Here is a 19,226-nt window from a genome sequence, read left to right as displayed (position 1 = left end):
CAATAAAAAAGGGAAGGAGGTATCACAGATGAAATACCACGCTGGATTCAAGGCAGGGCTGCTCGCCCTGTTGTTCGCCCCCCTGGTGAATGCCCAATCCACCACCGAGCTGATCGTGCAGGGCACCATCACCCCGGCATCCTGCACCCCGGCGCTCTCGGGTGGCGGGGTGGTGGATTTTGGCAGGATTTCCGTACAAGACCTCAGCAAGACCAACCGCACCCGGCTCAAGCCAAAACCCATAGGCCTCACACTCACCTGCGAAGCCCCCACCCGCTATGCCCTGCGCATGAAGGACAACCGTGACGGTACGGCCCTGGTCAACAGCGGCATCTACTATGGCCTGGGGCTCGACAAGAGCGGCAACAAGATCGGCCTGTACGAAGTGCAGTTCGATCCGATGCGCACCCAGGGCGATGAGATCGCGCAGATCTACAACACCGACTCCACCACCAACGGCAATGCCTGGGACGCGGCGGACCTCAAGGTCGATCGTATCGGTGCGAATTCATTGCTGGGCTTCTCCGACACCCTGGGCAGCAGCGCGGGCCCGGTCGCGATTCGCGATCTGACCGCGACCTTGATGGTTGAAGTGGTGGTGGCGCCCATGCAGGATCTGGATACCAGCGACGACATTCAGTTTGACGGGGAGGGGACGCTGGAAGTGGTTTATCTATAACGGGCTTTCGTTCACAGGGCTTCAATAAAAATACCCAAATCTTTCTATTTGGGTATTTTTTTTGCCCTGTGTCTAGCTGGCAGTTTTGATAGTTATTTTTCAAGGCGGTTGTGAGTATTTTCACATTGACAAATCACTATTGGGGCGTTACGACGATGAGTCTGAAAGATCAAGTAGACGTCGACCATATTGGGCTAGATCAACGAAAAATTCAGTTGTTTGCAGGTGATGTACTCGACGTCATTTCAAATGATCCAGTGGATTTTTTGTTTATTATGTGCGAGCCGAATAATTATTACAGTCATCCAGTCGAGCTTCTTGAGCAACTGAAAGAGCGCGGTATTTCCGTTGCTGAGCTTGCGCTCCAACCGGCGAGGGATTTTCGTCCGTTGCTGCCGTGCTGGATATCGGAGCCTGTGCCTGACGCTCAAAATGTCGGTTTTCGTAGATTGGTAGTGTTCGAACCCGTGAATGATCGCGAATTCGTGGCAGCGCTGACCTGGCAGGCGTATCAGGCGATGCGATTGTTCAGTGGTGAAGATTCACCGAAAACCGTGGCTGTCCACATTAAGGAAACTGCAGACTGGGTGCCGATCCTGCTGAGAATGAATTTTTTTGCGGCCGCCAGCCTCGGAGCCAGAACACCATGGAGTACGACCAAACTCGTCGTAGAGGGTAGGGCTGAGGCTATAGCGGTTGGTGAATTTACGCGGTTGAAAGGTCAATATCTAAATCCCGGTATAGCGATAGATGAGGAGTTTGAAGCGCTTGTTAAAACCATCGGTCACGATTGCTCTGCGGGTGTTGAGGCTATTGATTGCGGTCGTACTGCGCAAGAGTTGGGGTTGACGGAAAGGCAATTTAGAGCGATTCGGGATTATACGGGCCCTGATTCATGGATCGTGAACGGCATATTGCGTCGCCACAAAGTATTTGATCCTGAGTATGCGCAGGTTCACGCTTTCATTGAGGCGATCAATACCGGCCTTGCACAACTGAAAAACTATACCGAGGAAGCGCCCGTTGTTCGTTTTTTTGGACCTTTTACAGGTTCGGAGGATGCTTATCAAGATGGGAGGATTGTCCACGAGCTTGCCTTTACCAGTACCTCTAAAAGGGTTGATTTTCAATGGTTTTTGTCGGGTTATAAGCTAGTGTTGAGGAGCAGAGTCGGTAAAGATATTTCGAGTATTGGGGTGCCGAGTGAGGAAGAGGTCCTCTTTGGAATCGGTATGGAACATCGGTTGTTTGATCTTCACGATGTTACCGATGTGCAGGGATCAATGACAGTCTGTCTGTCCGATCAAACATTCCCTGAGTCGTCCAATATTCTCTCGCCACAACTCTGAGGACCAGCCTCGTGAAAAAATTACCACCCCCTTCCCCCAAAGCCCTTGGCTATGTTCTGCAGTACGCTCCTTCGTCAGCCATGTTGAATAAACTTGGCGAAGAGAGCCTTCAATGGCAGAAGTCGCTTTACCTCTTCCTGAGGGTGTTCTACGCCACACACTTCTTCGCGCCATTTGACTGGATGAAAGAGTTTTCGGGCAAGAAACGCAAGCAAATGGACGACGTGTCATTGCTCGACACTGCAGACGCCGAGCAGGTGCGCAAACTGTTGATCGCCCATGTGCGAGCGGACCGGTTTTGCCAGGGGCATCTGAACAAAATTATTCGCGATGGCTATCTTGAGCGGGCGCTCGATCGTCTTCGAGTATTGAATACATCGCCTTGAAATGGCTCAACCAAAAATACCCAAATCGTTCGATTCAATCTCGTTCCCACGCTCCGCGTGGGAACGCAGGTCCAGGCGCTCCAGCGCCGATGTGCCTGAGAACGCGACGCGGAGCGTCGGTGAGGCATTCCCACGCGGAGCGTGGGAACGAGATTACGAGAGTTAGCGCTGGCCGGGCGGGTCCAGCACCGCGCCGATCAACGCCTGCGCCGCATCGAGCTGTTGAATCAGCCCGAGCACCAGTGCTTTGTCATTCAGGTGCAGGTGATCGACCACATCCCAGGCTGTAGCTTCGGCGTATTCGATCAATGTGGTGGCGTGGGCCAGCGCGTCTTCGGCCGGGATGCCGCCACGCACGGTGAACATGGGTTGGCCGTTGCTGTCGACGGTGCCGAAGGGTTTTTCGGTGGTGAAGTGTGAGGGGGTTGAAGCGGGTGGATCGGGGACGATTTTTATCATGGCTTTCTCCTACATCGTGGAGCCGCCTTCTATTCGCTGCGAAACGAATGGGTGGCAGCTGTACGCGGGTTCGCAGACCGGAGATGTAGGAACCCGGCGCACCCGAAGGTGCCCCGCGCACAGCTGCCATAACGCAAGATCGGGCAGGTAGATACGCCGACACTCGGAAATGAACGCTGAACTACATCTCAGGGCTGCGAAACCCGGTCGTTGAATTGGCAACGACCGGTTCAGACTAGCCACCTGAAAACACAGGCGCAACAGCGTTCAAGGCGGGTTGATTATGCTTGGGAAATGTCGCGCAAGAAATAAAGAATTTGCCTACAGATAGACCGCTATCGCTGGCTTGCCAGCGATTGGGCCGCAAAGCGGCCCCTCGCGAACCTACCGACTCTACCGAGCCGTCACCGGCGCCGAAGCATCCTCAGGCTTGGGCAACGACGACAACATCGCCATGATCAGCGCCGCCAGGTACGGCAGCGACTGCACCAGCAACATGGCCACCCAGAAGCGCATGTCCGCGCTCGGCATGCCCTGGACCAGACAGATGCCAGCAGCAGCACCCCACAACAGCAGCATGATGAACAGCTCTTCACGCGCTTCCGACAGGGCCACCAGCAAACCATGGCTGTCGGCGTTCTTCGGCGTGCGGAAGAACGGGATGCTGGTGGTGAAGAAGCCATACAGCACCGCCTTGGCGATGGTGTGCGACAACGCCAGGCCCGCCAGCGCGGCAGCGAAGGCGTCCTTGAGGTTGACCCCCACGGCGCGGCGGTACAGGAAGATGATCTTGCCCACCTTGAACACGAACAGCGCCAGTGGCGGAATCGCGAAGATCAGCAGCGGCGGGTCGACCCGTTGCGGCACGATGATCATCGCCGCCGACCACAGCAGGGCACCGACGGTGAAGAAGATATTCATGCCATCGGCCACCCACGGCAGCCAGCCGGCGAGGAAGTGGTAGCGCTGGCCACGGGTCAGCTCTGTGTCCTTGCCGCGCAAGAGGCTGGCGGCGTGGCGCTTGATGATCTGGATCGCGCCATAGGCCCAGCGGAAGCGCTGTTTCTTGAAGTCGATGAAGGTGTCGGGCATCAGGCCCTTGCCGTAGCTGTTGTGGGCATAGGCAGCCGAATAACCCTTTTCGAACACGCGCAGACCCAGCTCGGCGTCCTCGCAGATGCACCAGTCGGCCCAGCCCAGTTCTTCGAGCACCGAGCGCCGGGTCATGGTCATGGTGCCGTGCTGGATGATCGCGTCACGGTCGTTGCGGGTGACCATGCCGATATGGAAGAAGCCCTTGTATTCCGAGTAGCAGAGCTTCTTGAAGGTGCTTTCGTTCTGGTCGCGGTAATCCTGAGGCGACTGCACCACGGCGATTTTCGGGTCGGCAAAATGCGGGACCATGTGCTTGAGCCAGTTGCGGTCCACGCAGTAGTCCGAGTCGATCACGGCGATCACTTCGGCATCTGGTGCGGTGTGCGGGATCAGGTAGTTCAGCGCGCCGCCCTTGAAACCGGCCAGGGGGGATACGTGGAAGAACTTGAAGCGCTCGCCGAGCATTTCGCAGTGGGCCTTGATCGGCTCCCAGACGGCCGGGTCCTTGGTGTTGTTGTCGATAATCAGGACTTCGAAGTCCGGGTAATCGAGGTTGGCCAAGGCATTGAGGGTCTGTTTGACCATCTCCGGCGGCTCGTTGTAGCAAGGCACGTGCACCGAGACTTTCGGTCGGTAGGCGCTGTCGGCCTGCACCGGCAGAAACTCGCGGCGGCGCTTGTGGATCCACACCGCTTCGGCCAGTTCATGGGCTTCGGTCAGCAAGACGATGAACACCCCGAGCGCACCGAGGGCGAGCAAAAAGCCCACGGTCAGGCTGAACCAGGTGCTGTATTGCTGGCTGTAGTCGTAGCCGATCCACACCAGTACCGAACCGCAGAGGAAGGCGATGAAGGTCAGGAAAGTCCGCCCGCGCTGGCGCAGGGCCGAACCGTCGATCAGCAGCAGGGCCAGGGACAGCATGGCCAGTACCACCGAACCGACGGCGAGCACGCGCCACTGGGGAATGGCGACCACCGGGCCTTCGAAGTTGAATTTCTGTTGCCGCGCGGCGTTGAACACGCCCCAGTAGGCGCCGACCGATCCTTCGTCGCTGACTTTCCACGGCTGATCGAAGGCCTCGATCACGAAGTAGTTGTAACCCTGGCGGTTGAGCTTGTTGACCAGCGAGCGCAGGTAGATCGCCTGATCGGCCTGGGTGGCATCGGCGCCGCCGCGCATGCGGCCATTGCTCGGCCAGCCGACTTCAGACAGCAGCAGTGGCTTTTTCGGGAACAGGTGCTTGAGGTCGCGGGCCCGGTCGAGGACGAACTGACCGGCATCCTTCATCGGGATGAATTCCCAATATGGCAGGATGTGCGCGGCAATCAGGTCCACGTGCTTGGCCAGTTCCGGGTGTTCTTTCCAGATGTGCCATTGCTCGGAGGTCGTCACCGGCACTTTGACAGCGGCACGGACACGGTCCAGGTAGCCCATCAATTGCTCCGGCGTCACTTCCTCGCGGAACAGGGCTTCGTTGCCCACCGTCACCCGGACCACGCTGCGGCTGGTGTTGGCCAGCTCGATGGCGCGAGCGATTTCACGCTCATTGCGTTCCTGGTCTGGGCTGAGCCATACGCCCAGGGTCACGCGCAGGCCGAACTCTTCGGCCAGACGCGGGATATCGCCCAGGGCACCGTCGACCGAATAGGTACGGATGCTGTCGGTCAGCTTGCTCATCTGTTCCATGTCTTGACGCATTTCGTCGTCAGACGGGTACTGAGCCTTCTGCGGGGCTTGCCCGAGGCGGAAGGGCGAGTAGGAAAAACCGGAGATTTGCTCCGGCCAGTCGGGGGCCGAGACAGGGCGGTTGATCAGCGCCCAGAACCCTGTGAACAGCGCGGCGATGGCCACGACTATCACCAGGTTGATACCAAATTTACGCGATGACATAGATAGTTCGGGTTCCGAAGGGTGGAACGGGCTTAGTCGGCAAGCGCCGCAAGGGCGCGCATCCTGCTCTTTACCTGACGTAGGATCTGTGTGCAGGCACGGTGTTGGATTTGCTTTATGCCGTGAAGTTCTGAGGCCCGTGCAATTGTCGTCCAGGACAGGGAAATAACCTGAACTATTAAAGCAGGATTACAGGTTGTATTGTTAATTGCCTACGGGAAGAGGGCAGCGCCGGTAGCCCGGGGGTGTTCTATGAGCCCGTCCGGCCTATAATGCGCGCCGGTTTTTTCGGGTGTTGCTCATGAATACAGAAGATCCACGTTTCGCCGGTGTCGCGCGCTTGTATGGCCTGGAGGGCATGCAACGCCTGCGTGACGCTCATGTGGCCATCGTCGGCATCGGTGGGGTCGGCTCCTGGGCGGCGGAAGCCATTGCCCGTTGCGGGGTCGGTCAGATCTCCCTGTTCGACCTGGATGATGTCTGCGTCAGCAACACCAACCGCCAGTTGCACGCCCTTGACGGCAATGTCGGGCGGGCCAAGGTCGAGGTCATGGCCGAGCGCCTGCGTGGTATCAACCCGGATTGCAAGGTGCAGGCCGTGGCCGACTTCGTCACCCGCGAAACCATGGCCGAGTACATCACCCCGGACATCGATTGCGTGATTGATTGCATCGACAGCGTCAACGCCAAGGCGGCGCTGATCGCCTGGTGCAAGCGGCGCAAGATCCAGATCATCACCACCGGCGGTGCGGGCGGGCAGATCGACCCGACGCTGATCCAGGTATGCGATCTGAACCGCACCTACAATGACCCGCTGGCGTCAAAAGTGCGTTCGACCCTGCGCCGCGACTACGGTTTTTCCCGCACCGTGACCCGCCATTACAGCGTGCCTTGTGTGTTCTCCACCGAACAACTGCGCTACCCAAAACCCGATGGCAGCATCTGCCTGCAGAAGAGTTTTGTGGGGGATGGAGTCAAGCTCGATTGCGCCGGCGGTTTCGGCGCAGTGATGATGGTGACGGCGACTTTCGGCATGGTCGCCGCGACCAAGGCGGTGGACAAGATCGTTGCCGGGATGCGCCGCCCCTCGGACCGGCAGAAACCGGCTCAGGCGCCCGCAACCAACTGACGCATGCGCTGCAGCACGGCATTGAGGCCATTGCTGCGCGAAGGTGAGAGTTGGCGACCGAGCCCCAGCTGGTTGAACCAGTCAGGCAGGTCCAGGTGCTCGAGCTCATCGATGGCAGTGCCGTTGACCCGCACCAGCAACAGCGCCAGCAGGCCACGCAGCAAGCGTGCATCGCTGCTGGCGGTAAACAGCCAGCGTCCGTCCTGTTCCCGCGCGGTCAGCCAGACCTGGCTTTCACAGCCGTGGACCAGGTTGTCTGCGGTTTTCTCGGCTTCGTTCAGGGGCGTCAGGCGATCTCCCCACTGCATCAGCAGGCGGGCGCGCTGTTCCCAGCCGGCGGCCTGTTGAAAGGTCTCCAGTGCGCCCTGGGCTTCAATGGAAAGGCTCATCGCAGCAGCTCCAATGCCTGGTCCAGCGCACTGAAAAAGCGCTCCAGATCGTCGCTGTCGTTGTACAGGCCCAGCGAGACACGAATCGCACCCGCCAGGCCCAGGCTTTTCATCAGCGGCATGGCGCAGTGGTGACCGGCGCGCACTGCAATGCCTTGTTCGGTCAACAGGTGCGCCAGGTCGGCGTTGTGCACGCCCTCAACGGTAAAGCTCACCAGCGCCAGTTCCGGACGCCCGAGTACCTGAGCGCCCTCGCGATCATTCAAGCCGCGCAGCAGGTGACCATGCAGCGTCGCTTCATGGCTCGCAATCGCGTTCTGATCCAGGCTGCCCAGGTAATCGAGCGTCGCGCCCAGGCCGATCACGCTGGCAATCGGCGGGGTGCCGGCTTCGAAGCCCAGGGGAGCGGGCCGAAAGGTCGCCGACTGATAATCGGCCACCTGAACCATCTCGCCGCCGAACTGCCAATGGTCGAGCAGGGCCAGGGCCTCGCTGCGACCATAAAGCACGCCGAGGCCGTCCGGGCCATAGAGCTTGTGGCTGGAAAACACATAGAAGTCGCAGCCCAGTTGCTGGACGTCATGACGCCCATGGACCACACCCTGGGCGCCATCGACGACTGTCAGGGCGCCCTGGGCCTTGGCCAGGGTGATCAGGGGCTGAAGGGGTTGCCAGGCACCCAGTACGTTGGACAGCTGGCTGACTGCCAATAGACGGGTGCGCGGGCTGATCAGCTGGTGAGCGGCATCGAGGTCGATCAGGCCGTGCTGATCCAGCGGCAGTACCACCAGCTTGAGCCCCTGGCGCAGGGCCAGTTGTTGCCAGGGCAACAGGTTGGCGTGGTGTTCCAGGGCGCTGATGACGATCTCATCGCCTGCGTTGAACCGGGCTTGCAGGCCATAGGCCAACAGGTTCAAGGCCGATGTGGCGCCATGGGTGAAGACGATCTGGTCGGGGCTGGCCGCATTGAGCCAGTAGGCGACCTTGCCCCGGCTGTTTTCGAAGGCCTGGGTGGCCAGGGCGCCGGGCAAGTGTTGGGCACGGTGCACATTGGCGGCGCCGTGGCTGTAATAGTGGGTCAGTGCGTCAAGCAGGGCTTGGGGTTTCTGCGTCGTGGCAGCACTGTCCAGATAGGTCTGGTGCTGTCGTTGCAGGGCGGCGATGGCGGGAAAGTCCGCGCGCCACGGGGAAGGCTGGAACATGATATTGGCTCAGGCCAGGCATCAGGCCCGGACACGTTCCGGGCCTGACTACGCCACTTAGTTGTGAGCGTGCAGTGCTTCGTTCAGCTCGATGGCCGACTTGTGGGTCTTGCATTCCACCGCGCCGTTGATCGAGTTGCGACGGAACAGCAGGTCGGTCTGGCCAGCCAGTTCACGGGCCTTGACCACCTTGACCAGCTGGTTCTGTTCATCGAGCAGGGCCACTTTGGTTCCGGCGGTGATGTACAGGCCGGCTTCGACGGTGTTGCGGTCGCCCAGCGGGATGCCGATGCCGGCGTTGGCGCCGATCAGGCAGCCTTCGCCGACCTTGATGACGATGTTGCCGCCGCCCGACAGGGTACCCATGGTCGAGCAACCGCCACCCAGGTCCGAACCCTTGCCGACGAACACGCCAGCCGAGACACGACCTTCGATCATGCCCGGGCCTTCGGTGCCGGCGTTAAAGTTGACGAAGCCTTCGTGCATGATGGTGGTGCCTTCGCCGATGTAGGCGCCCAGGCGTACACGAGCGCTGTCGGCGATACGTACGCCGCTCGGGACCACGTAGTCGGTCATTTTCGGGAACTTGTCCACCGAGAAGACTTCCAGCAGCTCGCCCTTGAGGCGTGCTTCGAGCTGAAGCTCGGCCAGTTCGGCCAGATCGACCGCGCCCTGGCTGGTCCAGGCCACGTTCGGCAGCAGGGGGAAAATGCCGGTCAGGTTCAAGCCGTGGGGCTTGGCCAGGCGGTGGGACAGCAGGTGCAGCTTGAGGTAGGCCTCGGGCGTGGACGTCAGCGGCGCGTCTTCGGCCAGCAGGGTGGCAACCAGCGGCTTGTGGCTTTCGGCCAGGCGGGTCAGCAGGGCGGTCTGGGCAGCGTCGACGCCCTTCAGGGCATCAGCCAGTTGCGAAGCTTGGGTGGTGGTGAACGCGATGGCCTGGTTGCCACCGGTGTAACCCAGCACGGGTGCGATGGCGGCTACCAGCTCGGCCGAAGGATTGACGAGCGGTTGTGCATAGAAAACTTCCAGCCAGGTGCCTTGACGATTCTGGGTGCCGACGCCGAAGGCCAGGCTGAACAGGGTAGTGGACATGCAGTTACCTCTTGCGAATGAGTGGGGCCATGATCGCCAGTATTACTGGACGGCCGCCGCATAAATGTCGGGTTTGAAGCCAATCACGGTCTTGCCGCCGAGGTCGAGCACCGGGCGCTTGATCATCGACGGTTGCGCGAGCATCAGCTCGATCGCCTTGGCCTGATCCAGGTCGGCCTTCTGTTCTTCGGAAAGCTTGCGAAACGTGGTGCCCGCGCGGTTGAGGACGACCTGCCAGCCATGCTCGTCGCACCAGCGGGTCAGGTGCTCACGGTCAATGCCGAGCGTCTTGTAATCATGGAAGCTGTACTCAATGGCTTTTTCATCAAGCCAGGTACGCGCTTTCTTCATGGTGTCGCACGCTTTGATCCCATAAAGGTGCAACGAATTGCTGTTATCAGTCACGGATTGCCCCCTTGGAAAAAAACGGTGACGGATTATGCCACGATTCAATCTCGTTCCCACGCTCTGCGTGGGAATGCCGCGGCTGATGCGCTGCGTCGTGGCTCCCCGGGTTCGACGCAGAGCGTCTGGGGCCGCATTCCCACGCGGAGCGTGGGAACGAGAGTGTGTAGCATTGTGTTACAGGTTAACCCGGATTCTGCGACTTTTGTGCAGCGGTCCGCTAACAGGGTAAACCGCTAATATGTCGCTTCAATGGCGAACCTTTATCCGGATCAATTCGTCGATCGCGCAACCAGGAGAAACCCAGCCTTATGCAGTCCGCTTATACCGTCCTGATCCTGTTGATGCTGGTCAGTGTCTCCAGGCTGATTGGACGGGTGATTCCGTTGCCCTTGCCGTTGGTGCAGATCGGCGCGGGGGCGCTGTTGGCGTGGCCGACGCTGGGCCTGCACGTGGCACTGGATCCGGAGTTGTTCCTGTTCCTGTTTCTGCCACCCTTGCTGTTCTCCGATGGTTGGCGCATGCCCAAGCGCGACCTGTGGCGGCTGCGTGGGCCGATCATTACCCTCGCGGTGGGGTTGGTGTTGTTTACCGTGGTGGGCGCCGGTTATTTCATTCACTGGCTGATGCCCAGTATTCCGTTGCCGGTGGCCTTTGCCCTGGCAGCGGTGTTGTCGCCCACCGACGCCGTGGCGGTTTCGGCCATTGCCCAGGATCGCCTGCCCACACCCTTGATGCGCATGCTGCAGGGCGAAGCCCTGCTCAACGATGCGTCGGGCCTGGTGACCTTCAAGTTCGCCCTGGTAGCGGCCATCACAGGGGTGTTTTCGCTGACCGAGGCGAGCCTTTCCTTTGTGCTGGTAGCGTGCGGTGGCCTCGCCACTGGCGTGGTCCTGAGCTGGCTGCTCGGCCGCCTGCGCAGCTGGATGATTGCCCGCGGTTGGGACGATCCGGCCACCCACGTGGTGTTCATGTTGTTGCTGCCCTTTGCTGCGTACGTGTTGGCCGAGCGCCTGGGCGTTTCGGGCATCCTTTCGGCGGTGGCGGCCGGCATGATGCAAAGCTGGCTGGACTTGTTGCCCCGCCAGACCAGCACCCGCCTGCTCAATCGCAGTGTCTGGGCGCTGCTGGAGTTTGCTTTCAATGGTCTGATCTTCCTGCTGCTGGGGCTGCAACTGCCGGACATCATCAAGGCCGTCGTCAGTCACGAGACATCGCTGTGGCCAACCCTGTTGTGGCGTTGCCTGGACGTGGTGGCGATCTTTCTGGTGCTGCTGGTCCTTCGGTTCATCTGGGTGCAAGGGATCTGGCGCCTGATCGGTGCCGTGCGCCGCTGGCGCGGTAAGACCGAGCTTACGCGGGTACCCAATGCACGCTCCTGCTGGTTGCTGACATTTGGCGGCGTGCGCGGTGCGGTGACGCTGGCGGGTGTCATGTCGGTGCCGCTGTTGATCGATGCAGGCACGGGATTTCCCGAGCGTGACCTGCTGATCTTCATTGCTGCCGGGGTGATCCTGTTGTCACTGGTGGCGGCCTGCATTGCGTTGCCGCTATTGCTGCGAGCGATTCCCAGGGGCTCGGATGATGCCTTGCGCGAGGAGGTTCGCCAGACCTGGCGACGCACTGCCGAAGCGGCGATTCATGCCCTCGAGGCCGAGGACACTGTCGAACAGGCGGCGCCCCAGGATGCGGCGCAGGCGGCGCTTGCGGCCGAGCTAAAGGCGCAGATCATGTCCGAATATCGTCACCAGCTGGATGTCTTCAATGATTCGGCCGAGGCCCAGGCCCTGGCCTGGCAGATGGATCAGCTCGAGCGCCGGCTGCGGGTGCGCGCGCTGAAGGCTCAGCGCCTGGAGCTGTACAAGCTACGGCGTCATGACCAGATCGGCGATGAGGTCTTGCGTGAGGTACTGGGGGAGCTGGACCTGAGCGAGGCGAAGCTGGGGAAGGTGTGATCGCAGCAATCTGCGGGGGGGGGGCACGGTCGGCGTAGCCGCTGCCGAAGGCTGCGCTGGGGCCGCAAGGCCCCTGGCAATTTCGAAATCTTGCGCCCGCTGCCGCGGTCGAGCGCAGCCTGCGGCAGCGGCTACATGGGGCGCCGTTCGCCCCAAAGATAGCGCCTGCAGATGGCGGGCAGGGTGCGTGTCAGCCTTTTACAAAGTCGCGAATCCGCTCGGCGGCTTCGACGCACTCGGCCAGTGGCGCGACCAGGGCCATGCGCACGCGATTGGCGCCCGGGTTGAGGCCGTCGACCTCGCGCGACAGGTAAGAGCCCGGCACTACGGTGACGTGCTGCTGCTCGAACAGGTCGCGGCAGAACTGGGCATCGTCCATCGGCACTTTCGGCCACAGGTAGAAGCCGCCGTCGGGCTTTTGCACATCCAGCACCGGTGCGAGGATCTCCAGCACGGCATCGAACTTCTCGCGGTACAGGGCGCGGTTGGCGCGCACATGCACTTCGTCGTTCCAGGCAGCGATGCTGGCCAGTTGGGTCTGAACCGGCATGGCGCAACCGTGGTAGGTGCGGTACAGCAGGAAGGCCTTGAGGATATCGGCGTCACCGGCCACGAAGCCTGAGCGCAGGCCCGGCAGGTTGGAGCGCTTGGACAGGCTGTGGAACACCACGCAACGCTTGAAGTCGCTGCGGCCCAGGGCGGCGCAGGCGCTGAGCAGGCCGGCGGGCGGGGTTTGTTCGTCGAAGTACAGCTCGCTGTAGCATTCGTCGGCGGCGATCACGAAGTCGTGCTCGTCGGCCAGGGCGATCAGCTTTTTCAGGGTTTCCAGCGGGATCAGCGCACCGGTCGGGTTGCCCGGCGAGCACAGGAAGAGAATCTGGCAGCGTTGCCAGATTTCGGCCGGCACGGCATCGAAGTCCGGGTTGAAACCGTTTTCGTCCAGGCACGGCAGGTAATGCGGCTGCGCGCCGGCCAGGAAAGCCGCGCCTTCATAGATCTGGTAAAACGGGTTGGGGCTGACCACCAGCGCATCGTCGCTGCGGTTGACCACGGCCTGGGTAAAGGAGAACAGCGCTTCGCGGGTGCCGTTGACCGGCAATACATGGCGTGCCGGGTCCAGCCAGCCTGCCGGGACGCCGAAACGGCGTTCGCACCAATGGGCGATGGCTTCGCGCAGGGCCGGGATGCCCAGGGTGGTCGGGTAGACCGCCATCTGGTCGAGATTGGCCGACAGCGCCTCGGCGACAAAGCTTGGTGAACGGTGCTTCGGCTCGCCGATCGACAGGGCGATGGCGCGTTTGTCCGAAGGTTTGACGCTGCCGAGCAGGGCGCGGAGTTTCTCGAACGGGTAGGGCTGGAGCTGGTTCAACGCATTATTCATAAGGTACGAGTCTCGAACTAAATGGTCAGGCGCGATATTTCGATGCCGGCCTGATTGACGCTCAGTTGATTGACGATTGCGTCCTGCAACCGACTGCACAGTTGTGGGTCGGAGAGTGGGTGATTGTTGGCGTCGGTGATGAAGAACACGTCTTCCACCCGTTCGCCCAGGGTGGCGATCTTGGCGTTTTGCAGCGACAGGTCGAATTCCAGGAAGATCTTGCCGATTCGGGCCAGCAGACCCGGACGATCCGGTGCGCTGAGCTCGAGAATGGTCACTGGGCGCTGGGCATCGTTGTGGATGGTCACCTGCGGAGCGAAGGCGAAGTGCTTGAGCTGGCGCGGCACCCGACGCTGGATGATGGTCGGGTAGTCATCGGGGTTGCGCAGGGCGTCGGTGAGGCCTTCGCGGATTTCCTTGACGCGCTTCGGATTGTCGCCGATCGCACCGCCGTCGTTGTCGAGCACGATATAGGTGTCGAGGGTGAACTGGCTGCTGGAGGTGATGATCCGGGCGTCGTGGATATTCAGGTTGAGCTGGTCCATCGCCGCCACCGTCACGGCAAAGAAGTCGTGCTGGTCGGGTGCGTAGATGAAGATCTGGGTGCCGCCCTCGAACTCGCGCTGGGTGGTTTCCTTGATCAGTACCAGCGGGCCGCCGTCGGCCGGTTGCTGGAGGATCTCCTCGCTGTGCCAGGCGACGTCGCCGGCGGTGTGGCGCAAGAAGTAATCGTCACCCAATTGCGCCCAGAGTTGTTCGACATCGTCAGGGTCGGTGCCGTTGCGCACCAGGATGTCGAGGGCCGCGCTCTGGGTCTGGCGGATCTGTTCTTCACGGTCGAGCGGGTTCTCAAGGCCACGGCGCAGGGCGCGCTTGGTCTCGGTGTAGAGCTGGCGCAGCAGGCTGGCACGCCAGGAGTTCCACAGGCTCGGGTTGGTGGCGTTGATATCGGCCACGGTCAGCACATACAGGTAATCCAGATGAATCTGGTCGCCGACCCGGTGGGCGAAATCATGGATGACCTGCGGGTCGGAGAGGTCCTTGCGCTGGGCGGTGGTCGACATCACCAGGTGGTTCTGCACCAGCCAGACCACCAGGCGGCTGTCCCAGGCCGGCAGTTGATGACGCTTGCAGAACGCTTCGGCATCGATCGCGCCGATGTCCGAATGGTCGCCCTGGCGGCCCTTGCCGATGTCGTGGTAGAGCCCGGCCAGGTAGATCAGCTCCGGTTTCGGCAGCTTGCCCATGCGCTTGCTGGCCAGCGGGAATTTCTCGGAAACCGGGGTGTACTGCAGTTTGCGCAGATGCTTGATCAGGTTGAGGGTGTGCGCATCGACCGTGTAGATGTGGAATAGGTCATGCTGCATCTGCCCGACGATATCGCCGAATTCCGGCAGGTAGCGCCCGAGGATGCCGTAGCGGTTCATGCGCCGCAGGTTGCGGTGGATGCCGATCTCGCACTTGAACAATTCGATGAATAAGCTGGTATTGCGAATATCATTGCGGAAATCATCGTCGATCAGGTGGCGATGTTCGCGCAACAGGCGAATGGTGTCGGCGCGTACGCCCTTGATTTCAGGGTGTTGCGCCATCAGCACGAATATTTCCAGCATGGCGAACGGCGTGCGCTTGAACACGTTCGTGTGGGTCGCCTCGATATAGCCATCGTGCAGCTGAAAGCGCGAATTGAGCGGCTGTGTGCTGCTGCTCGAGTCGGGGGCGAGAATGACTTCCTCGAAGTGCTGGATGATCAGGTCGCTGAGCTCGGCGATGCTCATGACCACCCGGTAGTACTTCTGCATGAAGCGCTCGATGGCCCGCTTGCCATCGTCGTCCTTGAAGCCCAGCAGGCCGGCGATGCTTCGTTGGTGGTCGAACAGCAGCCGGTCTTCGGCGCGGCCCGCGAGCATGTGCAAGGCATAACGCACTTTCCACAGGAATTCCTGGGAAGAAGCCAGCAGGTTGTTTTCGCTTTCCAGCAAAAAGCCTTCGCCGGCCAGGGCGTGCAGGTTCAGGGTGCCATACTGGCGCCGCGCTACCCAGAGGATGGTCTGAATGTCACGCAGGCCACCTGGCGAGCCCTTTACGTTGGGCTCCAGGTTGTATTCGGTGTCGTTGTACTTGTGGTGCCGGGCCTTCTGCTCGGCACGCTTGCCCAGAAAAAACTCCTTGCTCGGCCACATCTGCGCCGTACTGGTGACATCCAGCATGCGTTGGCGCAGGTGTTCGGGGCCGGCTATGGTGCGGCTTTCCATCAGGTTGGTGATGATGGTGAGGTCGGCACGGGCCTGTTCGGCGCACTCTTCGATCGAGCGCACGCTCTGGCCGACTTCAAGGCCGATGTCCCAGAGCAGGGTCAGGAAGCGTTCGATGGAATCGCGAAAAATCTCGTGGTCGGCGCTGTCGAGCAGGATCAGCAGGTCGATATCGGAGTAGGGGTGCAGTTCACCCCGGCCGTAGCCGCCGACGGCCACCAGGGCGATGTCGGCGTCTTCACTCCAGTCGAACTGCTTCCAGGCCTGTTGCAGGATGTTATCGACGAACCAGGCACGGTCCTCGATAAGGCGGCGGATTTCCCGGCCGTTGCGAAAGCGCGTATCGAGCACTTCGCGGGCCTGGCGGATCGCTTTCTTGAAGGCAGCGATGGGGCTCGCCTTCAAGGCCAGTTCGGCCTGGAACTGGCCGCGGTCGAACAGCTCCGGGTCAACCTGGGGCATCGAGATCGCCTTCCTTTATCGAGAACAGTTCAATCAAGAGGCGCGTGGGATGGTGTCATCGCTGCGCAAGGTGAAGATTTCATAGCCGGTGGCGGTGACCACCAGGGTATGTTCCCACTGGGCCGACAGCTTGCGGTCTTTGGTGATGGCGGTCCAGCCATCGCCCAGCACCTTGGTTTCGGCACGGCCCTGGTTGATCATCGGCTCGATGGTGAAGGTCATGCCTTCCTTGAGTTCCATGCCGGTACCGGCACGGCCATAGTGCAGGATCTGCGGCTCTTCGTGGAACACCTTGCCGATGCCGTGGCCACAGAACTCGCGCACCACCGAGAAGCCGTTCTTTTCAGCGTGCTTCTGGATCACTTCGCCGATATCGCCCAGGCGGCAGCCCGGCTTGACCAGTTCAATGGCCTTGTACATGCATTCCTGGGTCACCTGAGACAGGCGCTCGGCCCAGACCGGCACGGTGCCGACGTGGAACATGCGGCTGGTGTCGCCGTGGTAGCCGTCCTTGATCACCGTGACATCGATGTTCAGGGTGTCGCCATCCTTGAGCGCCTTGTCGTTGGGGATGCCGTGGCAAACCACGTGGTTGATCGAGGTGCAGATGGACTTGGGGAAGCCCTTGTAATTCAGTGGGGCAGGGATCGCCTTCTGCTCGTTGACGATATAGTCGTGGCAGATGCGGTCGAGCTCTTCCGTGGTAACGCCGGGCTTGACGTATGCACCGATCATTTCCAGCACCTCGGCAGCCAGACGGCCGGCGATGCGCATCTTCTCGATGTCTTCGGGGGTTTTGATGGTGACAGTCATACGGGCTCTCTCGGCGCGCGTTGGCGCATGTAAACACGGGTAAGTCGCAATTCTAACAGACGCGCGGTCGTTGCATGCTGCGCCTGCGATTGCATCTCTATATAAAGGTGATGAGGGCCATTGTTGCGCGAATCAAGCCTGCACGCAAAAGCCGTGGTTCGCTGGTGGTTCGGTAAAGTGATTTCGGGTTTCTCTGCGTTCAATTCTGTGATATAAAATGCGCCGCTTTACGGGGATACCCCCGAAAGCCTAAACCCACACACGTGTCGACACGATGACCTGGGTGCCCGGAGCTCGAAGCTGCTGGTTGGTCATTGGGATACGTGGAGGCCTAACCCGACTTATCAAGGAACTATCATGTCCCAAGTCAATATGCGCGATATGCTGAAGGCCGGTGTGCACTTCGGTCACCAAACCCGTTACTGGAATCCGAAAATGGGCAAGTTCATTTTCGGCGCGCGCAACAAGATTCACATCATCAACCTTGAAAAAACCCTGCCTATGTTCAACGAAGCTCTGACTTTCGTTGAGCGCCTGGCCCAGGGCAAAAACAAGATCCTGTTCGTCGGCACCAAGCGTTCGGCTGGCAAGATCGTTGCTGAAGAAGCAGCACGTTGCGGTTCGCCGTACGTCGACCACCGCTGGTTGGGCGGCATGCTGACCAACTTCAAAACCATCCGTGCTTCGATCAAGCGTCTGCGCGACCTGGAAACCCAGGCCGAAGATGGCACCTTCGCCAAGCTGACCAAGAAAGAAGCCCTGATGCGCACCCGTGATCTGGAAAAACTGGATCGCAGCCTGGGTGGTATCAAGGACATGGGCGGTCTGCCTGACGCGCTGTTCGTGATCGACGTTGACCACGAGCGCATCGCAATCACCGAAGCCAACAAGCTGGGCATCCCGGTCATCGGCGTTGTCGATACCAACAGCAGCCCTGAAGGCGTTGACTACATCATCCCAGGCAACGATGACGCCATTCGCGCCATCCAGCTGTACATGGGTTCGATGGCTGACGCTGTCATCCGTGGCCGCAACCACGTTGCTGGCGGTACCGAAGTGTTCGTCGAAGAAGCTCCGGCAGCCGCAGCTGAGTAATTGACGCCCTGGCGTTGACTCAGTAAGCAAAAAGGGGGCTTTGCCCCCTTTTTGCCACCTCGAAATCCCTTTACCGGCGTAGTCATTGCATTCTTGTTTTTGCGCAGTAACCGGTAACGGGTTTCAAGAATTGATCGCCCGTGAGCATCGGGTGGAATGGTTGAAAACCTATCCAAGAGGAATTTGAAATGGCAGCAATTACTGCAGCGCTGGTCAAAGAACTGCGCGAGCGTACCGGCGAAGGCATGATGGATTGCAAAAAGGCCCTGGAAAAGGCTGGCGGCGACATCGAAAAAGCCATTGATGACATGCGTGCTTCGGGCGCCATCAAGGCTGCCAAAAAGGCTGGCAACGTTGCCGCTGAAGGCGCCATCGCCATCAAGGCAGACGACAAGGTAGCCGTCCTGCTGGAAGTCAACTCGCAGACCGACTTCCTGGCCCTGCAAGACGACTTCAAGAACTTCGTCGCTGAAAGCGTTGAAGAAGCTTTTGCCAACAAGCTGACCGACGCAGCTCCGCTGATCGCTTCCCGTGAAGCCGCTCGTGAAGCCCTGGTTGCCAAGTGTGGCGAAAACGTCAACATCCGTCGCCTGGTGCGCGTTGAGGGTGACGTTGTCGGTACCTACCTGCACGGTAACAAGATCGGTGTTGCTGTTGTCCTGAAAGGCGGTGACGTCGAGCTGGCCAAAGACATCGCCATGCACGTAGCAGCTAGCAACCCTGAGTTCCTGCTGCCTTCGGAAGTTTCTGCCGAAGCGATCGAGCGCGAAAAAGGCGTCTTCCTGACCCTGAACGAAGACAAGATCAAAGGCAAGCCTGAGAACATCGTCGAGAACATGGTCAAAGGCCGTATCGCCAAGTTCCTGGCTGAAGCCAGCCTGGTTGAGCAGGCGTTCGTCAAGAATCCTGAAGTCAAGGTCGGTGACCTGGCCAAGAAAGCTGGCGCTGAAATCGTTTCCTTCACTTACTTCAAGGTAGGCGAAGGCATCGAGAAGCCAGTTGACAACTTCGCTGAAGAAGTTGCCGCTCAACTGGCTGCTGCCAAGCAATAAGACGGATTTCTATCTGTCGCCCCGAAGAGGCTGCCCGCTCACGCGCGCAGCCTCTTTGTCAAAGGGCAGGGGGTTGATGGCTTACAAGGCCGATCCCCCATGGCGCAGTCGCTGCGCCACGCTAGAGTTAGCCCAGGC

16 protein-coding genes are annotated in these 19,226 nt (G+C 60.2%); 7 read left to right on the top strand and 9 right to left on the bottom strand.

What is annotated here, in order from left to right; all coding sequences use genetic code 11:
- Nucleotides 1-28: 28 nt before the first annotated feature.
- The 3 genes from F2S13_RS08385 (at nucleotide 29) to F2S13_RS29380 (ending at nucleotide 2,414) form a co-directional block, all read left to right on the top strand.
- Entirely contained in the window at nucleotides 29-679 is a 651-nt protein-coding gene (locus F2S13_RS08385) for a DUF1120 domain-containing protein (protein ID WP_166360003.1), read from the top strand.
- A gap of 155 nt (nucleotides 680-834) precedes the next feature.
- Nucleotides 835-2,028, top strand: a complete 1,194-nt coding sequence (locus F2S13_RS08380; protein WP_166360002.1) for a hypothetical protein — start codon at nucleotides 835-837, stop codon at nucleotides 2,026-2,028.
- 11 nt (nucleotides 2,029-2,039) lie between these two features.
- Nucleotides 2,040-2,414: a DUF6508 domain-containing protein gene (locus F2S13_RS29380; RefSeq protein ID WP_166360001.1), complete on the top strand. Its 375-nt coding sequence runs from the start codon at nucleotides 2,040-2,042 to the stop codon at nucleotides 2,412-2,414.
- Nucleotides 2,415-2,576: 162 nt separating this feature from the next.
- Here the strand turns inward: F2S13_RS29380 and F2S13_RS08370 are convergent, their stop codons facing one another.
- Nucleotides 2,577-2,873: a DUF6124 family protein gene (locus F2S13_RS08370; protein WP_166360000.1), complete on the bottom strand. Its 297-nt coding sequence runs from the start codon at nucleotides 2,871-2,873 to the stop codon at nucleotides 2,577-2,579.
- A gap of 393 nt (nucleotides 2,874-3,266) precedes the next feature.
- On the bottom strand, nucleotides 3,267-5,858 hold the full coding sequence (locus tag F2S13_RS08365; RefSeq protein WP_166359999.1) for a glycosyltransferase: 2,592 nt from the start codon (nucleotides 5,856-5,858) through the stop codon (nucleotides 3,267-3,269).
- 301 nt (nucleotides 5,859-6,159) lie between these two features.
- Here F2S13_RS08365 and tcdA point away from each other — a divergent pair, with 301 nt between their 5' ends.
- On the top strand, nucleotides 6,160-6,987 hold the full coding sequence (tcdA, locus tag F2S13_RS08360) for a tRNA cyclic N6-threonylcarbamoyladenosine(37) synthase TcdA (RefSeq protein WP_166359998.1): 828 nt from the start codon (nucleotides 6,160-6,162) through the stop codon (nucleotides 6,985-6,987).
- Here tcdA and F2S13_RS08355 read toward each other — a convergent pair.
- From F2S13_RS08355 to F2S13_RS08340, 4 genes are read right to left on the bottom strand one after another with little or no spacing between them, the layout of a single operon-like run.
- Nucleotides 6,966-7,376, bottom strand: coding sequence for a SufE family protein (locus F2S13_RS08355; RefSeq protein WP_166359997.1), 411 nt, complete (start codon nucleotides 7,374-7,376; stop codon nucleotides 6,966-6,968). The two genes, tcdA and F2S13_RS08355, sit on opposite strands and share 22 nt — an antisense overlap.
- Nucleotides 7,373-8,578: an aminotransferase class V-fold PLP-dependent enzyme gene (locus F2S13_RS08350; protein WP_166359996.1), complete on the bottom strand. Its 1,206-nt coding sequence runs from the start codon at nucleotides 8,576-8,578 to the stop codon at nucleotides 7,373-7,375. Before F2S13_RS08350 ends, F2S13_RS08355 begins: the two co-directional genes overlap by 4 nt.
- 57 nt (nucleotides 8,579-8,635) lie before the next feature.
- Complete coding sequence (dapD, locus tag F2S13_RS08345; protein WP_166359995.1) at nucleotides 8,636-9,670, bottom strand: 2,3,4,5-tetrahydropyridine-2,6-dicarboxylate N-succinyltransferase; 1,035 nt, start codon at nucleotides 9,668-9,670, stop codon at nucleotides 8,636-8,638.
- A 42-nt stretch (nucleotides 9,671-9,712) separates the two neighbouring features.
- Entirely contained in the window at nucleotides 9,713-10,075 is a 363-nt protein-coding gene (locus F2S13_RS08340; protein WP_166359994.1) for an ArsC family reductase, read from the bottom strand.
- A gap of 311 nt (nucleotides 10,076-10,386) precedes the next feature.
- On the opposite strand from F2S13_RS08340, the gene F2S13_RS08335 reads away from it, so the two are divergent.
- Nucleotides 10,387-12,030, top strand: coding sequence for a Na+/H+ antiporter (locus F2S13_RS08335; protein WP_166359993.1), 1,644 nt, complete (start codon nucleotides 10,387-10,389; stop codon nucleotides 12,028-12,030).
- A 190-nt stretch (nucleotides 12,031-12,220) separates the two neighbouring features.
- Here F2S13_RS08335 and dapC read toward each other — a convergent pair whose 3' ends face one another.
- The 3 genes from dapC to map are packed head-to-tail and all read right to left on the bottom strand — an operon-like array spanning nucleotide 12,221 to nucleotide 16,941.
- The gene (gene dapC / locus F2S13_RS08330) at nucleotides 12,221-13,411 is read right to left on the bottom strand and encodes a succinyldiaminopimelate transaminase (RefSeq protein WP_166359992.1); all 1,191 of its coding nucleotides are present in this window, start codon (nucleotides 13,409-13,411) and stop codon (nucleotides 12,221-12,223) included.
- 17 nt (nucleotides 13,412-13,428) lie between these two features.
- Nucleotides 13,429-16,128, bottom strand: coding sequence for a [protein-PII] uridylyltransferase (locus F2S13_RS08325; protein ID WP_166359991.1), 2,700 nt, complete (start codon nucleotides 16,126-16,128; stop codon nucleotides 13,429-13,431).
- A 33-nt stretch (nucleotides 16,129-16,161) separates the two neighbouring features.
- Nucleotides 16,162-16,941: a type I methionyl aminopeptidase gene (gene map / locus F2S13_RS08320; RefSeq protein WP_166359990.1), complete on the bottom strand. Its 780-nt coding sequence runs from the start codon at nucleotides 16,939-16,941 to the stop codon at nucleotides 16,162-16,164.
- A gap of 357 nt (nucleotides 16,942-17,298) precedes the next feature.
- On the opposite strand from map, the gene rpsB reads away from it, so the two are divergent.
- Together rpsB and tsf are read left to right on the top strand one after the other, a co-directional pair.
- Nucleotides 17,299-18,036: a 30S ribosomal protein S2 gene (gene rpsB, locus F2S13_RS08315; protein WP_166359989.1), complete on the top strand. Its 738-nt coding sequence runs from the start codon at nucleotides 17,299-17,301 to the stop codon at nucleotides 18,034-18,036.
- A gap of 188 nt (nucleotides 18,037-18,224) precedes the next feature.
- The gene (gene tsf / locus F2S13_RS08310; RefSeq protein WP_166359988.1) at nucleotides 18,225-19,088 is read left to right on the top strand and encodes a translation elongation factor Ts; all 864 of its coding nucleotides are present in this window, start codon (nucleotides 18,225-18,227) and stop codon (nucleotides 19,086-19,088) included.
- Nucleotides 19,089-19,226 lie beyond the last annotated feature (138 nt).

It is taken from the genome of Pseudomonas akapageensis, from assembly GCF_011355085.1.
Classification (GTDB): domain Bacteria; phylum Pseudomonadota; class Gammaproteobacteria; order Pseudomonadales; family Pseudomonadaceae; genus Aquipseudomonas; species Aquipseudomonas akapageensis.
This window is presented reverse-complemented; position numbering and strand designations above follow the sequence as displayed.

Excerpts from the sequence above, each read along its gene's own strand:
- F2S13_RS08385 (WP_166360003.1), top strand. The coding sequence starts at position 29 with ATGAAATACCACGCTGGATTCAAGGCAGGGCTGCTCGCCCTGTTGTTC.
- F2S13_RS08380 (WP_166360002.1), top strand. The coding sequence starts at position 835 with ATGAGTCTGAAAGATCAAGTAGACGTCGACCATATTGGGCTAGATCAA.
- F2S13_RS08370 (WP_166360000.1), bottom strand. The coding sequence starts at position 2,873 with ATGATAAAAATCGTCCCCGATCCACCCGCTTCAACCCCCTCACACTTC.
- F2S13_RS08365 (WP_166359999.1), bottom strand. The coding sequence starts at position 5,858 with ATGTCATCGCGTAAATTTGGTATCAACCTGGTGATAGTCGTGGCCATC.
- tcdA (WP_166359998.1), top strand. The coding sequence starts at position 6,160 with ATGAATACAGAAGATCCACGTTTCGCCGGTGTCGCGCGCTTGTATGGC.
- F2S13_RS08355 (WP_166359997.1), bottom strand. The coding sequence starts at position 7,376 with ATGAGCCTTTCCATTGAAGCCCAGGGCGCACTGGAGACCTTTCAACAG.
- F2S13_RS08350 (WP_166359996.1), bottom strand. The coding sequence starts at position 8,578 with ATGTTCCAGCCTTCCCCGTGGCGCGCGGACTTTCCCGCCATCGCCGCC.
- dapD (WP_166359995.1), bottom strand. The coding sequence starts at position 9,670 with ATGTCCACTACCCTGTTCAGCCTGGCCTTCGGCGTCGGCACCCAGAAT.
- F2S13_RS08335 (WP_166359993.1), top strand. The coding sequence starts at position 10,387 with ATGCAGTCCGCTTATACCGTCCTGATCCTGTTGATGCTGGTCAGTGTC.
- dapC (WP_166359992.1), bottom strand. The coding sequence starts at position 13,411 with ATGAATAATGCGTTGAACCAGCTCCAGCCCTACCCGTTCGAGAAACTC.
- F2S13_RS08325 (WP_166359991.1), bottom strand. The coding sequence starts at position 16,128 with ATGCCCCAGGTTGACCCGGAGCTGTTCGACCGCGGCCAGTTCCAGGCC.
- map (WP_166359990.1), bottom strand. The coding sequence starts at position 16,941 with ATGACTGTCACCATCAAAACCCCCGAAGACATCGAGAAGATGCGCATC.
- rpsB (WP_166359989.1), top strand. The coding sequence starts at position 17,299 with ATGTCCCAAGTCAATATGCGCGATATGCTGAAGGCCGGTGTGCACTTC.
- tsf (WP_166359988.1), top strand. The coding sequence starts at position 18,225 with ATGGCAGCAATTACTGCAGCGCTGGTCAAAGAACTGCGCGAGCGTACC.